At 61.1% G+C, this 16,799-nt stretch carries 10 protein-coding genes; all 10 read left to right on the forward strand.

The window, feature by feature from the left end:
* The coding region (locus KIT79_14555) for a hypothetical protein (protein ID MCW5830524.1) at positions 1–900 on the forward strand (900 nt) is incomplete at its 5' end.
* The gene (locus KIT79_14560) at positions 893–3,001 is read left to right on the forward strand and encodes a bifunctional aldolase/short-chain dehydrogenase (protein ID MCW5830525.1); all 2,109 of its coding nucleotides are present in this window, start codon (positions 893–895) and stop codon (positions 2,999–3,001) included. The genes KIT79_14555 and KIT79_14560, both read left to right, overlap by 8 nt.
* Positions 3,002–3,045: 44 nt before the next feature.
* The gene (locus KIT79_14565; protein MCW5830526.1) at positions 3,046–4,620 is read left to right on the forward strand and encodes a HAMP domain-containing histidine kinase; all 1,575 of its coding nucleotides are present in this window, start codon (positions 3,046–3,048) and stop codon (positions 4,618–4,620) included.
* The gene (locus KIT79_14570; GenBank protein MCW5830527.1) at positions 4,617–8,900 is read left to right on the forward strand and encodes a hypothetical protein; all 4,284 of its coding nucleotides are present in this window, start codon (positions 4,617–4,619) and stop codon (positions 8,898–8,900) included. The genes KIT79_14565 and KIT79_14570 overlap by 4 nt, the downstream gene beginning before the upstream one ends.
* Before the next feature lie 6 nt (positions 8,901–8,906).
* The gene (locus KIT79_14575) at positions 8,907–10,394 is read left to right on the forward strand and encodes a thiolase family protein (protein MCW5830528.1); all 1,488 of its coding nucleotides are present in this window, start codon (positions 8,907–8,909) and stop codon (positions 10,392–10,394) included.
* Positions 10,391–12,145 carry an AMP-binding protein gene (locus KIT79_14580; protein MCW5830529.1) on the forward strand — a complete coding sequence of 585 codons (1,755 nt, stop codon included), beginning with the start codon at positions 10,391–10,393 and terminating at the stop codon, positions 12,143–12,145. The genes KIT79_14575 and KIT79_14580 overlap by 4 nt, the downstream gene beginning before the upstream one ends.
* Positions 12,146–12,169: 24 nt before the next feature.
* Positions 12,170–13,615 (forward strand): acyl-CoA/acyl-ACP dehydrogenase, encoded by a 1,446-nt coding sequence (locus tag KIT79_14585; protein MCW5830530.1) that lies wholly within the window; start codon positions 12,170–12,172, stop codon positions 13,613–13,615.
* Positions 13,616–13,635: 20 nt separating this feature from the next.
* Entirely contained in the window at positions 13,636–14,760 is a 1,125-nt protein-coding gene (locus tag KIT79_14590) for an acyl-CoA/acyl-ACP dehydrogenase (protein ID MCW5830531.1), read from the forward strand.
* A 32-nt stretch (positions 14,761–14,792) separates the two neighbouring features.
* A complete protein-coding gene (locus KIT79_14595; GenBank protein MCW5830532.1) occupies positions 14,793–15,827 on the forward strand; it encodes a nitroreductase family protein in 1,035 nt (344 codons plus the stop codon).
* A gap of 5 nt (positions 15,828–15,832) precedes the next feature.
* Complete coding sequence (locus KIT79_14600; GenBank protein ID MCW5830533.1) at positions 15,833–16,777, forward strand: alpha/beta fold hydrolase; 945 nt, start codon at positions 15,833–15,835, stop codon at positions 16,775–16,777.
* Positions 16,778–16,799 lie beyond the last annotated feature (22 nt).

Genomic DNA, 16,799 nt, shown 5'->3' on the forward strand with positions numbered 1-16,799 from the left:
CTACGGCGCAACTTCGATCCCGACAAGCAGTTCCTGTTTTTTGTGGACGACTCGCTTGCCGGAAACAGGGATTACATGCGTGAGCTTCTGGAAGGGCTCATCAGCGAAAAAATGGTCCCGAAGATGGGCTGGCACTCCCAGATGCGGGCAGATGTCGCCACCGATCCGTCGCTGGTCAAGCTGATGGCGAAAACCAACTGTGCCTTTGCAACGTTCGGATTTGAATCGATCAATCCTAAAACCCTGAAGTCCCTGCAAAAGGGGCAGACGCCGGAATCGATCCAGCGTTGCGTCTCGCGCATGCATGACGAAAAAATACTCGTCAACGGCTTTTTCATGCTCGGTTCGGACTTCGATACGAAGGAGAGCATCCAGGCGACATGGGAGTTCGCCCTGAAAAGCGGATGTGTCATCGCCGGGTTCATGCCCCTGACGCCGTTTCCGGGAACCGGACTTTTCAAGGAGATGGAATCCGAGGGGCGGATATTCATCAAGGACTGGGAACTGTACGACGTCCAGCATGTGGTCTACTGGCCGCGGAACATGAGTCCATCCGAGCTGTACCTGGGATGTCTCAAGGCGTACCAGCAGTTCTACCGCCGCTGGGCCCGTCCCGGGCTCCTCAGGCACATGCCGCTCAACCGGATGCTGACGACCCCAAATGCGATCGTCGGCGGGTCGTGGCCGTTCATCAAGCTCGGGGCGTACTACAAGGAACTGTTCGCCAACCGGGACTACATCCGGATGCTGAAACGAATCGAACAGGAACGCGAAAAGGGCCGGGAAGTCCCGGTCCAGAAGCCGTTCAATACGGCATCGCCATATCACGATCTTCTGACGAGCCGGAGGGAAAAGGCGCTGTTTGCGGAAGGACTCCACCTGATGGGTGCGATTGCCTGACCGCGCTCTGGTGCGCGACAGGCGCCCGGACGAGCAGCAGAAGGAAAGCCCGATGGTTCAGAACCAGTGGAACGACGCCGAGGCAGCCCGCCACTCTACCCCCCTGGAGAAGCTGGTTTATGTCAGCCGTCTCCTTGGATCCGACCCTTCTCTGGTGCTCCATGGAGGAGGCAACACCTCCGCCAAGGATTCTGTCCGGAATCTGGCCGGTGACCGGCTCGATGTCCTGTTTGTGAAGGGCTCGGGCTGGGACATGGCAACCATCGAGGCGCCGGGGTTTCCCGGCGTTGACCTCAACTATCTCCGTAAACTCCGGCCCCTCGCGGCCCTCGGTGATATCGAGATGGTCAATGAACTGAGGACGCACCTTCTCAATGCCGAGTCTCCCACTCCATCGGTTGAGGCCCTGCTCCACGCCTTCCTGCCGCACCGGTTCATCCTGCACAGCCACGCAGATGCCATCATCTCTCTCACCAATCAGTCCGACGGCGAAAAGGCCGTGCGGGGACTGTTCGGGCGGAAACTCGCATTCGTGCCCTACATTATGCCGGGCTTTGCGCTGGCAAAATGCTGCGCGGATATATTCGATGCTGACAGCGAGGTGGAAGGCCTCCTTCTATACCGGCACGGCCTGGTGACGTTCGCGGACACGGCAGCCGAGGCATACAGCCGGCACATTGAGTTCGTCACGCTGGCCGAAGAAGAGGCCGCCAGGCGGGCACGGTTGAAGACCACCCCTGCCGTTGCCCGCAGTTCTGGTCCCTCCCGTGACCGGGCCGCGCATTTCATGGCCGCTCTCCGGAAGGCATTCATTCGCCGCGGTTTCCGTCCGGTGCTGAGTCTCATGGACTCTGCAGAGGCAGTGGCATTCTGCGACAACAAGCGGCTTGTGGATGCTGCCCAGCGTGGCCCGCTCACCCCTGATCATGTGATTCAGACCAAACGTCTGCCGCTGGCCGTACCGGTTGGGCTTTTTGAAAGCGGGAGCTACGGAAACAGCCTGGAAGGATGCTTCGACCGGTATGTCCGTGATTACGAGGCCTACTTTCACAAACAGGCGGCCCGTCGCGACGGCGGCTTGCGAATGCTCGATCCGCTGCCCCGGGTGGTGCTCGTTCCCGGTCTCGGCGTGATTGCTGCGGGTAATACTGCCCGGCAGGCTGCCGCCATCAGGGATATCTACGAGCATACGGTCTCCGTAATCAGTCTGGTGGAGACCGGCGGCCAGTACGAGGCGCTTCCTGCCTCCGACATATTTGACGTCGAATACTGGTCCCTGGAGCAGGCAAAGCTGGGCAAACGTGCGGCTGGTGCGCCACTTCAGGGGAAAACGGCCATCGTGTCCGGGGCGGCCAGCGGCATCGGAAAGGCGGTATCCCTGGAACTGGCTGCCGCCGGTGCATGTGTCGCAATGCTGGACCGAGACGAACTCCGGCTCCGGGAGGCCGAGGCCGACATCCGCTCGGGGTGCCGGAGCGGAAACGCTGTCCGCGGTTTCCCGGTCGACGTGACCTCCCAGTCCGCAGTTGCGCAGTGCTTTGCCGAGACGGCGATCTGGACCGGCGGAATAGATATCGTTGTTCAGAATGCAGGTGTTTTCCCCCGCAACCAGACCGTGGAGGAAATGGATTCCAGCCAGTGGTCCCTGTCCATGCAGGTAAATGTTGATGGGGCACTCCGTGTGATGTCCCGGGCGATGCACTGGCTGCGCCAGAATCATGACGGCGGAGATATCCTGGTCATCGCCTCAAAAAATGTCCCGGCACCAGGAAAGCAGGCGGCGGCGTACAGCGTCGGCAAGGCGGCCCAGACACAGCTGGCGCGGGTCTGTGCCCTGGAAGGCGGCGAATACGGGATCCGCGTCAACACGATCCATCCTCACATGGTTTTCGACACCGGTATATGGACGCCAGAGATGCTGGCGTCGCGGGCGGCTGCATACGGAATGACGGTTGATGAATACCGGCAGAACAACCTGCTGAAGACCGGGATCACCAGCGCCGATGTCGCACGGACCGTCAGGGCTCTCGTGGACGGATCATTCGCAAAGACGACCGGGGCGCAAATTCCCGTCGATGGTGGCAGCGAGCGAACCCTGTAGGCGGAAGCACCGGCGGGTTATTTCCGCCACGAGGAACATGCCGAGTGAATGCGAGCTTCCAGCAGACTGAAACGGCCCGGCGCCTGGCGGATGAGCGGGCCGTATATGCCTGGGAATTTGAGCGGGATTTCCAGAACCATGTTGGCAGGCTGGAACGATGGGTAGACCTGCGGCCCTATGAAAAATACCTGGTCCGGCTTGGAGAACTGCTCGGACAGCTGTGGTCCAGGACAACCGTTGGCGACGCTGTTGACGATTCACAGCGGTTTGTCCGGGCGTCGGTTGTCCGGGCCCCGGTCCTGCTGATGCTGCTGCTGGCGTCCGCATTTACCCCTCTGCTCCAGCAGTATCTCCCGATCGTGGCGGTCTACTGGCTGACAGTTGCCACTGGGGGTGTAATCGCATTCCTGGGAATTGCCCCTAAAGCGGTCTTTCATGTCCAGACTCTGATCGACATCGTGGCGGTCACGGTCCTCGTACACCTGCTTGGATCGATCACGACGGTCGCCGTTGTCTTTTACCCCCTGATGGTGGTCCTGATCACGATCGCCATAGGATTCATGCCGGGGATATTTTATGCGGCAGCCGTAACCTTCTCCTATACCCTGCTTGTGGTTCTGGAAGGGATCGGGTTGCTGCCCTATTCACCCCTGCTGGGACATGAATATCCGGCATTTCTGGTGGCCGGATGGCCGACCTATCCCATAGCCGTCATCCTGAGCGCCCATATCATCACCTACGGCAGTGCACTGATTGCGGGTGCGCTTGCCTACGAAATTGAAGTCAAGCGGCGTCAGGCAAATGAGGCAGTCAGGAGCAAGAGCGAACTGCTCGCGATCTGCTCGCATGACCTGAAGAACCTGCTGGTCACGGTTACAGGATACAGCGAACTGCTTCTCACGAATCTGAGAGACCGTCCGGTGTCGGTTTCAGACCTGACGCTCTATGCACAGCACATTCATGCAAATGGCAGCCGGATGCTTGAGCTGATCCACAACCTGCTCGACTCGGCCCGGCTGGAATCCAATGGGATCCCGCTGGTGAAGGGCAGTGTCGAGCTGACACGGATGGTGAAGGAAGTTGCCGCTCTCCAGCAGACCAATGCGGCATTCAAGCAGGCAGAAGTCAGCTGCACGGTACCGGAGATCCCGGTCTGGATTGAAGCCGATGGCTCCAAGCTCTCCCAGGCGCTTACCAACCTCGTCCAGAATGCAATCATTCACGTACCGGACCATCGGGGCCGGATAACGGTCGATGTCAGCGAGCCGGATGGCGGTCGTGTACGGATAGCGGTCCGTGATAACGGACCGGGAATCGCCTCCGATGTCATGCCGATCCTGTTTGATCCCACCGCCTTGGCGATGCGCCGGAAGACGGCGCGGCGCCGCCTGGGCATGTCCCTGAGTACCGGTCTGGGCCTGTCGATTGTCAAACGGTTCGTGGAGATGCACGGCGGGCAGCTCACAGTCGAATGCCCGCCGGGATGCGGGACGACATTCTGGATCGATTTGCCGTGGACGGAGCGGCGGAGGCAGGGGAAGGCAGGCTGCGAATGCAGTCCCGCCCGTTACGCTGCCGCAACCGATGGCCGTCTCAGTGAAGGCGGTGTGCCGGTATGAGTGAACGGGTGGCAGGATGCGATCTGGGGAAAGCGGCTGCGAAATTCGCGGTGGCGAGAATCTGCGACGACGGTGCGCTAGCCGTCGAATCATTTCGCTGTATTCCTCACAATGGCCGCCCCTTTGACGTGTTCCGGGAGTGGTACTGGGAGCAGGGGATATCGTCGTGTGCCGCATTGTCGGCGACGGGCCTCTATGCCGAGGAACTCGTTGCGCCTGTCATTTCGGGGCTTCCCGAGGACGCATGTGTGGCTTCCGCCCTCAGGCTGAGGCAGGACCTCGATGGCCCGGTCAATCTCGTGAGTCTGGGTGCCCGTGGGTATTCGGTGTTTACCCGGAATGAGCGCGGGCACATCAACTACATTGAAAACGACAAATGCTCGTCTGGGACCGGCGAGACAATCGTCAAGATTGCCGGACGGTTCGGTCTGGATCTGGAAGAAGCTGACCGGATCGCCATGGCGGCTCAGGCGGGCATTCCCATCACGGCACGCTGCTCGGTCTTTGCCAAAAGCGAAATGACCCATTTCGGCAATCAGGGAAAGCCGACCGACCAGCTCATGCGGGGATATCTCGAATCTGTCGCCCGGAATGTGGCGGCACTGCTGGCCAGAGCCCGTATCCCGGGGCCGGTGTACCTGATAGGTGGCGGTGCGCGTCTAGGCTCCTTCGTACGCGCTTTTCAGGAGATAGCTGGAGGCGATGTTCGGGTTCTGGACAGTCCGCAGTCGCTGGAGGCTCTTGGCGCGGCTGTCGCCGCCGCTGATCAGTGTCTGGGTGAGACCCTGGAGAAGCTGCCTTCCAATCCCGATGAACTGGTCGCCCCGAGGCAGTCCCGGTTCCACATTCACAAGCCGCCCGAATTCTGGGCCGCAAAGGTGACCTACCAGAAACCTCCGGAGGTGACGGAGCCAGCAGACGGCACTCCAGCAGTCCTGGGGCTGGATTTGGGTTCCACTGGGAGCAAGGCGGTTCTCACGTCTGTCAGAACGGGCCAGCAACTGCTGGATGTTTACGACCGGACCCGGGGAAATCCGGTGGATGCAACCTCGCGGCTGATCGCGGCCATTCTGGAAAAGTCAGCCCCGGACATCCGTGCGATCGCACTGACCGGTTCCGGACGCGAGGCTGCCGCCACGGTGCTCCGTGCGGCATTTCCGGAGTTCGCCGGCAGGATACTCGTCCTGAACGAGATCGTGGCGCATGCGACTGCAGCCATCCGTTGCGACGAGCGCAAGGGGGAGAGCCTCTCCGTCGTGGAAATCGGCGGACAGGACGCCAAGTTCATACAGATCGCCGGAGGCCAGATTGTCGAGAGCGACATGAACAAGGCCTGCAGCGCAGGCACCGGCTCGTTCCTTGAGGAACAGGCGGTTTTTTACGGGGTCAATGATGTCACCGAATTCACGGCGATGGCAAAACGGGCCTCGCGCCCGCCCGACCTCGGCCAGATGTGCACGGTCTTTGTGGCCGATGCCGCCGCTGAAGCTCATAACGAGGGGTTCAGCATCGAGGACCTGTTTGGCGGCTTCCAGTATTCCGTTATTTACAACTACATCAACCGGGTGATGGGGGAACGTACGTTCGGAGAACGGATTTTCTTCCAGGGAAAGCCCGCCAGCGGGGAGTCGCTCGCATGGACGCTGGCGGCAGTCACGGGCCGGGATGTGATCGTTCCTCACAATCCGGGGGCGATGGGTGCATGGGGAATTGGACTCTGCGCCATCAGGGAAATCGGCGAAGAAACGCTATTGGCGGACTCCTCGTTCGATCTTGGCCGGATGCACGATGCGAAAGTGGTTGATCGCACCGAATTCCAGTGCGCCGATCTCAAGTGCCAGACGCTCTGCCACATCGACAAGACGACCGTTGACATAGGAGGGCAGAGCCGGACGGTTCTTTCAGGGGGGGCCTGTCCCAAGTACGAAGTGTCCGCGGCGGGATCGCAGAAACTTCCCAAGGATGCACCGAACGCACTTGAAGAAAGGATGCGGCTCCTGGATCCGTACTGGGAAACGCCGGAAGGGAAGGGCCGTGCCGTTGGCGTTCCCTATGTTGGGGCCCTGTCGGGTTATCTGCCGTGGCTTGTCACGTTTCTTCGCGAGATCGGGGTGCAGCCAGTGGTGCTGCGCTCGGACAGCCGGTCGCTGGCAAGGGGCGAGGAGCGGTGTTTTTCCTTTGATGCCTGTGCGCCGGTGAAGGTCGCCCATGCCGTAGCCGACGCGGATGTCGATACGCTGGTCTTCCCGAAGTTCCTGAATCTCCATGACCGGGAAGGTGTCGGTGGCCGGACCTGCCCGATGGAGCAGGGCATGGCCGACATGGTCAATCAGGCCCTCGCGGCCCGTGGCCGGTCGATCGAATTCATCAAGCCGGTCCTGAACCTCAGGGATGGCTTCCTGCACCCCCGCCTGCTGGGCCGGCTTCACTGGCTGGTGAAGGAGCTGGGAGCAGATCTAGCCCGGGTTCCGGAGGCAGCCCATCAGGCCGCCGGAGTCCAGCGCAGATATGAGCTCGAACTGGCAGAAATCGGCCAGCGAACACTGGACTACGGCCGCCAGCACGGGATCCCGGTGGTTGCGATTATCGGCTCCCTGCATGTGATCTTTGACCGGGCGGTGAATGCCAGCATTCCGGACCTGCTGCGTCAGAACGGCGTGCTGCCTCTGCCGATGGACTGTTTCCCGGTCCCGGAGTGGATATCCCCGCTGCCCCGTGTGGTGTGGGAGGATGCCAACCGTGCGCTTCGCACGGCGCTGGGTGCCAGGGAACGTGGCGATGTGTTTCCGCTGCTCCTGTCGTCCTTTGGCTGCGGTCCCGCCTCGTTTACCGAGCATTTTTTCCGTCACCTCATGGAAGGGTATCCCCATACGGCACTGGAGAGCGACGGCCATGGAGGCTCGGCCGGATTTGTCACGCGCATCCAGGCGTTCCTGCATACGGTCCGCCAGTATCCCGGCGGTCCTTCAGCGGTGGACACCAGCCGGCTGAAGCTGTTTGAGCCGCTGAAGCGGCCTCCGCTTTCCAGCGAAAGGGACTCCCGGATAGTCGTTTTCCCGATCGCCGATCAGGTGGGGCCGATCATTGCGGCGGTGTACCGTTCACATGGGTACGATGCCGTTTCGTCAGGACCAACATCTCCTGCCGCCCTGGCGGCGGGCCGCCGGGACTGTTCCGGAAAGGAATGCGTTCCCTATCAGCTGATATGGGGATCGTTCCGGAATTATCTGGAGGAAAATCCGGGGGACAAGCGAACGGTCCTCCTTCAGGTGACCGGTAATGGCGCATGCCGTAACTGCAACTTCTCCATCAAGGACCAGATGTCGGTTGCCCGGATGGGCCTGTCGGACCGTGTGGGACTTCGGCATGCCGAGCCGGAAAAGGAGTTCCAGTCGGCTTTCATGTCGAGGTTCTGGACCGGAACCCTGACGTGGGATCTCCTCAACCAGCTGGTCGCCTATTACCGGCCCTATGAGTCCGAACCAGGAATGGCCGAGCGGATTTACCGGGAATACTGCGGGGAAATGATCCGGATTCTGGAGCAGCCGGTCCAGCCGGGGCTGGGAGGGATTCTGAAAGCGTTCCGCGGCGTCCGGAACCTGGAAGGACTGGTCAGGCAGGCCGCCCAGCGGTTTGCTGATCTGGAAAAACACGCGGGAAGGTCACAGCCACTCAGGACCGTATTCCTTACGGGAGACATATACGTACGTCTGGATGATTTCGCCAGCGACGGCATCGTTCGCCGGCTGAATGACCGGGGGCTGCGTGTCATTGTCGAACCGCTCTGGATTCTGGCCGAGTATCTGGCCGAAGAGCGCTCCTCCGAGCTGGTGGGTCTTCCGAGGGGAATTGTCGAAAACACCCTGATGAAAACCGCAATGCGAAAGACCCGTGAGCGCTTCTATGAAGCCGCCAGGACTTACTGCCCGTGGCTCCCGTCGCCGGATATCCCGTCAATGATCGAAAAGGCCCGCCCCATCATCGACCGCCACCCCAGGGGCGAGGCGCCGATCACCGTCGGCAGTGTGCTTCATAACTGGGAGGAGGGAATCGCCGACGGAGTGGTCGTTGTCGGTCCCTGGGGATGCGGGCCGGCGCTCATTGCCGAGAGCCTGCTCAAGCATCAGCGGGAGATCCCCATGCTGTTTGTTTACAACGATGGTTCGCCCATCGATGAGCGGAGGCTGAACGGCTTTGCATTCCGGTTGCGCCGCCAGGAAGCCCGAAGCCCGTCTGCGGAAACAGGCGGCCGCCGGGTAGAAGCCGCCGCGAGAGGATAGGAAGCGATGGTTGCAAGAAAAGCAGTATCAGAAAAAGCGTCAAAGGCGGTCACGCCTGCGGTCGTGCCGCCGGTGTACATCATCGGTGCCGGCATGCTCCGGTTCGGAAAATACCAGGACCGCAGTATCAAGGATCTGGCAGCCGAAGCGGTCAGGACTGCGCTTAAGGATGCGGGACTCGAAAAGGACCGGATCGAAGCGCTCTGGTTCGCCAACAGCGGCTGGGGAATGAACGGTGGACAGGACTGTATCCGTGGCCAGGTCGCCCTCCGCCCGTCGGGTGTGGAGGATATTCCCATCGTCAATGTGGAAAATGCATGCGCGGGCGGGGCGACTGCACTGAATGGGGCATTCCTCGGCATCGCGAGCGGGCAGTATGACGTCGCCATGGCCGTCGGCGCGGAGAAGGTGTTTCAGCCGGACAGGATCAAGATGTTCGCCAGTTTCATCGGCGCACTCGATGTCGAGAACCTGGAGAGCCTGATCGAGCAGGCCAGGAGTGCCGGCCGCGAAACCGGGCTTCCACCGCCGCCGGCATCGGTGGCGGCCCACCCGCCGAGATCGCTTCCCGATCAGCTGAAGGGACTTGCCCAGAAAGGTCGGGAGCTTCCGGTTCTTGTCCGTAACCTGATCGTCATCACGGATCACTACCAGATCGATCTCTGGAAGCTGGTCCGGCAGAACGTCGAGGCACGTTTCAGGAAGGGAGCCGGGGCTTCCAGTGGCGGCATGGACCACAGCCCGTTCATGGACGTTTATGCAATGGCCTGTCGCCGCCACATGAAAAAATATGGCTCGACACAGCGGCAACTGGCCGTCATCGCGGCAAAAAACCACAGCCACAGTGCGGTTAATCCCCTTGCCCAGATCCAGAAGCCAATGACGGTCGATCAGGTGATGGCTGACAAGTCCATCGCCTGGCCGCTGACGCGCTCCATGTGCGCTCCAATCGGGGATGGAGCGGCTGCCGCGATAGTCTGTTCCGGGCGGTTTTTCCGAAAGCTGCAGGACCGCCAGCGGGCGGTGCGAATCCTGGCATCGGCCATCGGTTCTGGCCGGAACCGGTCGGAAGACGAGCCGGATATCGGCGAGCGGCTCAGCCGCCGCGCATACGCCGTCGCAGGCATCGGCCCCGGTGACGTGAATCTGGCCGAATGCCATGACGCCACCGCATTTGGGGAGCTTCACCAGAGCGAAGCGCTGGGTTTCTGTGAAGAAGGCAAAGGCGGGGAGCTGGCCGAGTCCGGTGCGACCCGGATCGGCGGGCGTATCCCGCTTAACACCAGTGGCGGCCTCGAATCCCGTGGGCATCCCATCGCCGCGTCGGGCCTTGCCCAGATTTACGAGGTCGTCACGCAGCTCAGGGGAGAAGCCGGAGAGCGCCAGGTTGAAGGGGCACGGATCGGCCTGACGCAGAATGGCGGTGGTGCGCTTGGCGTCGAGGAGGCGGCCATGGGGATTCACATTCTTGAGCGTGTAGCCGCCAGGAGATGAGTATGCAGGAAGCGGGACTTCGTGAATCTCTGGAACTGGTGCAAGGGCGCCTGAGGGCGGCTGGCATGGCTGGCCGTGCGCTGGCACGCACGATTGCCGGAGAGATTCGTGAAGGGACGCTCGCCGGGACCGTCCGGGAAACCATCCGGTCGAAACGGCTCGCTTTTGCCGGAGAGAGCACATACTCGGAGCTTCTGGAAAAAAGGGCGGCCGAAGATCCGGATGCCGTGTTTCTACGGTTCGGAAACCAGCAGATAACCCGGAACTCCCTGAACTGCCATGCGAACGGTGTCGCCAATGGTCTGCGGGACATGGGCGCGCTGGCGGGCGAAAACGCCGCCATTCTTTGCCCCAACTGTCCGGAATACCTGTATGTGTTTTTCGGACTCCAGAAACTCGGAATGGGCGCGGTCCCGGTCAATACCGCGCTTGTCGGAGACGGGCTGACATATGTGATCGACAATTCCGAGTCGAAATACCTCTTTGTGCATGAGGCGAACCTGCCACAGGTGATGGCCATTCGTGACCGGCTTCCCAGACTGAAGGATATTGTCATCATTCCGGGCAACCTCCGGACAGCGCCAGAACTGGCTTCCGCGCCGCGGCTGATGCCGCGCCTGGACGAGTTCTTTGCTTCCTGTTGCGAACGGCCGTTTGAGGGCTACGGAGCCAATCCCGACGACGTGGCACTGATTCTTTACACATCGGGGACGACGGGGCTCCCCAAGGGTGTCGTCTACCGGTACCGCGACTCGAACGTGAAGCTGATGCGGCTTCTGGCGAATCTGCTCTACAGCGAAAAGGACATCCTCTACACCTGTCTGCCGCTGTTCCATGCAAATGCGCTGCTTCTGTCGACCATGCAGGCCCTGAATGCCGGTGCCCAGCTCGCACTGGGAACCCGGTTCAGCGCAAGCCGTTTCTGGCGGGAAGTGGCCCATTACAAGGCGACAACTTTCAACACGCTGGGGGCGATGATTCCGATCCTGCTGAAGCAGCCGCCATCGGAAGATGACTGGAGGCACAGGGTAAATCTGGTCGTCAGTGCGGCTTGTCCCGCCGACGCATGGCGTCCGTTCGAACGCCGCTTCGGGGTCCGGCTGGTAGAAGCCTATGCAGCAGTCGATGGAGGCGGATTCCTGACGCTGAACATGGGAAATGCGCCTGTTGGCTCCATCGGGAAGCCGCTGGGCGGAGCCAGATACCGGCTTCTTGCAGAAGACGGACGAGAGGCGGTTCCGGGCGAGCCGGGCGAGCTGGTGGTCTCCATGAGCGGGAAAACTTCCCGGAAGGTCGAATACTTCCGCAACGAGGATGCCACGCGGCAGAAAACCCGCGACGGATGGCTGCATACCGGTGATCTGCTCTACCGCGACCGGCGCGGGTACCTCTACTTCGTTGGCCGCAATACCGATTCGATGCGCCGGCGGGGGGAGAACGTCTCCGCCTACGAGGTCGAAAGCATCCTGTCGAAACATCCGGACGTTCTGGAATGTGCCGTATTCGGTGTTCCGTCCGAGCTGGGCGAGCACGACATCATGGCGGTGGTGGTTCCGATCGAGGGGCGGGCACCTGCCCCGGCAGAGATACGGGCGTTCATGACGGACAAGATCGCCCGGTATGCGCTTCCCCGGTACATCGAGATCGTTCCCGAACTTCCCAAGACCGAAACCCACCGGGTCCAGAAGAATGTCCTGAAGGCCAGGGGCGTAACGGCAGCAACCTGGGATGCAGAGAAGGCGGCCGCATGAATATGACGGCAAGGAGAGACGGCTATGAGCAGCAAGACTGACCGCTCCGGCGTTCCGGGTCATCTGGGTTTCGACGAGATGTTCCCCACACTTGTCTACCTTCGCAAGTACAGGCCGAAGGCCATTGCCGAGATCGAAGAGGTTTTCGAGAAGGCCCGGCGGTTTCGCAGGTTGTATATCGACCCGAATGCTCTCCGTATTGACCGTGCGGTCATGAATGATCCGCACTACATCGCCAGGGATCTGGTCCGTTATACCGCGAATGACCGGTTCTTCACGATCATGGTGCCTAAAATGTTCGGCGGAGTGGGCTACTCCTTCGGCGCCATGATGATCGGGATGGAAGAACTGGCGGCGGGTTGTCTGGGTATTGCCAACCTGATGGGGGTGCATGGCCTTGCGCTCTCGACGGTGGCGGCGACGGGCGATCTGGGACACATGGAAACGATCTGCCGGGAACTGTCCGAAAGCGAAAGATCCGGGGATCCCGCGCTGCTTTCGACGGCGATTACCGAGCCCAGCGCCGGGACCGACGTCGAGGATATAGAGCTGCTGCGCAAGGCGCGGCTTGCCTGTGAGGCCACTCCGGTCAAGGGCGGCTACAGGCTGAACGGGCGCAAGGTCTTCATCAGCAACGGCAGCATCGCCCGGACGCATATCGTCATCATGGTGACCGACCGGAAGAAACCGGCCGAATCGATGTGGACGTTCAGGGTGGACAGCGGGACTCCGGGTTTTTCGATCGGCCGTGTTGAACGGAAGATGGGCCAGAAGGCCTGCCCGGCGGCAGAGCTTGTGTTCGAGGACTGCTTTGTTCCTGAGAAAAACCGGATCGGTGCCCGGCCGGTGGCGGGTCGTGGCGTTGACATGGTTCTGGGGGCGACCCGGGGCGCTGTCGGTGTGTTCGGAACCGGAGTCGCCCGCGGTGCCTATGAGCGGGCGCTGGCTTACGCCCGGACGCACAAAATCCACGGCCGGTGGCTGATCGACGAGCAGTGGGTACAGTTCCGGCTGACCGACATGCATCGCAACGTGATGATGGGCCGGGCGGCATACATCGAGGCAATGCTCTCGAACGAACTGTTCGGGCTTTCGTCGCTCATCTCTGCGGCGCCAGCGGCGCAGGAAATCATGAAGAAACTTCCCGGCGTGGTATTCGATAATCCGGTGACAAAGGCGTTTACCCATGACCCGCGAGTCCGGGCGGCTGTCTGGAAACGGATTTCCGGCATACCCGAGTGGCAGTCCTCGGCCGCGTGCGCGTATGGCGAGGCGTCCAAGGTGCTGGGCACGGACGTGGGAATGCTCAACTGCGGCATGGCGGTCGACATCATGGGTGCCGATGGCCTGCGGCACGACCGTGGAATGGAGAAGCTGTACCGGGACGCGAAGTTGCTCCAGATCTACGAGGGGACAAACCAGCTCAACAGGATCGAGATATACAAGCACGCGGCTAGCCGGGCGGCCTGAACAGTGAGGAGAGCGGCATCATGAGAACCGTCAGGAATGAAGACAGTCAGATGATCCAGTCGAGCGTGGCCCGGTTCGCGGAGCAGTCGGTCGTTCCGGGCATCGAGGATCTGAACCACTTTCCCGACCATCCGATGCCGGATGGCCTCGTTGAGGGACTGGACAGCCTCGGTCTGTTCGATCTGCTTCTCCATACGGAGATGGGAGGCGGTGGAGCCAGCATTGATACGCTGAATGTGGTGCTGGAGACGCTGGCCGAGAAGGTGGCCGCACCGGCGGGAATCCTGTTCGCACACAGCTTTGCACAGCATGCCGTTATCCAGTCCGGAAACATAAGGGCCGCAAACCGGCTGGTCCGCAAGAAGGGGAAGGCCGCTCCGGTGATCCTGGCGTATCCGGTGTTCTCCGAGATTGACAGCGCGGTGGTGACTGCCGGGCGGCAGGGGTCGGATCTTGTCCTGAGTGGCAAGCTGGAGTTTGTCGTCAATGCGCCGATCGCGTCTCTGCTGCTGGTGCCGGTCCGCGAGGAAGACAGCGGCCAGGTCTCGCTCTGTCTCCTTGATCTGGCCGCCGATGGCATCAGGGTAGGCGAGACACTCCTCACTTTGGGGCTGCGCGGTTGCCCGGCGGCCGATATCGAGTTTCGCGGACTTGTAATTCCGCCCTCTTCCGTTGTGACGTCCGGTGATGGCCTGGATCTCCTGAAAAAAACGGCCCGGAGTTTCCGGGGCCCCGCCGCCGCCATGGCTGCCGGGGTCGTCGCATGCTCGATCCACCGGGCCAGAACTTACGCCGAGGAACGGTACCAGGGTGGACGCAACATCATCGATTACCAGCAGGTCCGGGCAATGCTGGCCGACATGCTCAGCGACTATGCCACCTGCTGCGAAGCCGCCGACCGGCTCTCGAACGGCGGTCAGTTCACGGAAACGGAAAGCGCACTGATGTTCATCCGCGCCAAGGAGGGAGCGGCGCGGGCCACAATCGACGGCGTACAGCTTCTTGGCGGTTATGGATACATGGAAGATTACGGGCAGGAACGATGCATGCGGGATGCCAAGCAGATCCAGTTCCTGCTTGGACGCTGCGATCCGCTGCGGCAGGAGCTTGTCGGGGACTGGCTGGGGCGGGAAGGCGCGCTTTGATGACCTGACGCTGATACTGAAGGAGTCTTGCGATGGAAATACAGGACCGACTCGGAAACGCCCACTTCCCACCTACGCGCTTCGCGCAGTTCGTGGTCGACCCGGACCGGTGCAAGGCCTGCGGCAAGTGTGTCGCCACCTGCCCCGGGCAGATACTGGAACTGAGGGAAAAGCTCCCCGTGGATACATTCGCGGCGTCCGGGGGGCCGTTCGGATGTATCGGCTGCAATAACTGCTATGCGGTTTGCCCGGATGAGGCGATCGAGATACGCGGGCAGTACCGCGTGAAAAGCGGGTTTTACAAGACGCTGCTCAGGGAGCCGGCTCTGCCTAATCCGTTCCGTTCGGAAAAGGCGCCTGTGTTCGACAGCATCGCGGGCGATCTTACCGAGGTGGAGCGGGTGATCTACCGCCGCAGGAGCAACCGCCTTTTCTCGAAAAAGCCGGTGCCCGAGGAAACCCTGCACCGGGTGCTGGAGGCGGGCCGCTTCGCACCTTCGGGAGGAAACTGCCAGCCGTGGAGCTTCATCGTCATATCGGATCGTGACCTGCTCGACCGTATCGGCGAGCAGTGCAAGAAAAGTCTCAAGGCACTTCCGGCACTCTACAAGAACAGGAACGGCCGTCCGGAACCGGTCCGAAAGATCGGTATAAACCTGTTCAGCCGCATTGCCCCCAGTTTCTTTGACCAGCGCGTCATCGCCGGAAGCGACACTGTCGCCAACAATGAAAAATGGGATACCTTCCTGCACGCCCCCTCACTCATCATCGTGCTGGCCGATACCCGCGGCATCGGCGATCCAATGCTCGACTGCTCCCTGGCAGCCCACAACATGGTGCTGACGGCACATTCGCTGGGGCTGGGATCCTGCTACGTCGGATTCATCAAGGCGGTGCAGTTCATCCCCTCGCTCAAGCGCGAGCTGGGCATCGAATGGCCTTACAAGATCATCACGTCAATCGCCCTGGGTTACCCGAGAACGCGGACCGACAAGGCTGTTGCCCGCGAGCGGCCACCCATCACCTGGTTCCCTGCCAACCGCAGCGGACCGATCACAGAGGAGTGACACACATGACGGACATTTTCCCCGGTTATGGCTTCGAGTCGCATTATGTCGAAATCGACGGGCACCGGATCCATTACGTTGACGAAGGACAGGGCGAAGTCCTCCTGATGGTCCACGGAAATCCCACCTGGTCGTATCTCTACAGGCATTTCATATCGGGCCTGAAGGACAGTTACCGGTGCATCGCCCTCGATCATCTGGGTTTCGGGTATTCCGGGAAACCCAAGTGGGCCGACTACAGCATGCGTGCCCACATCATGCGGCTGGATTCGTTCATCAGCAAACTGGGCCTGAAGGATATCACGCTGGTCGTTCAGGATTGGGGTGGGATCATCGGCCTCAGCTGGGCCGCACGGCACAAGGAACTGGTCAAGAGGCTTGTGGTCATGAATACGGCCGCGTTTCTTCCCAGGCAGCCGCTGGAACTGCTGCGGATGAAGCCTGTGCCCTGGGGCTTTCCCCTCCTGTGGTCGCTGAAAATACCGGTCCTGGGGGAACTGTTCGTTCAGGGACTGAACGGGTTTGCCCGGTTCATGGTTCCTCTTGGGACCAGCCACCGGGAACGGCTGACGCCGGAAGTCATGGCCGGCTACCTGGATCCGTATCCGACCTGGAAGTCCCGCAAGGCGCATCTGGAAAGTGTCCGGCAGATCCCGATACTTCCCAGCCATCCCACCTGGCAGCTTCTGCAGGAAACGGGGCAGGAGATCAGCGGATGGGAAGTCCCCGCCCAGATCATCTGGGGAATGAAGGATCCGGTCTTCGTTCCGTGGTTCCTGGAGGAGTTTGAAAGGCGTTTGCCGAACCATGCACCGACCCTGAAGATTGGCGACGCAAGCCATTTTCTCCAGGACGATACCCCCGGGATCATTGTTGCCAGAATCCGGGAGTTCCTCGGGCAGCGGGAGGATCCCGGCATGAAATCACGCAGACTGCACGCAGTCATCTGAACCGGAAGGTCCTGGACCTTCC

It is taken from the genome of Deltaproteobacteria bacterium, assembly GCA_026129095.1.
In the GTDB taxonomy this organism is placed as follows: domain Bacteria; phylum JAGRBM01; class JAGRBM01; order JAGRBM01; family JAHCIT01; genus JAHCIT01.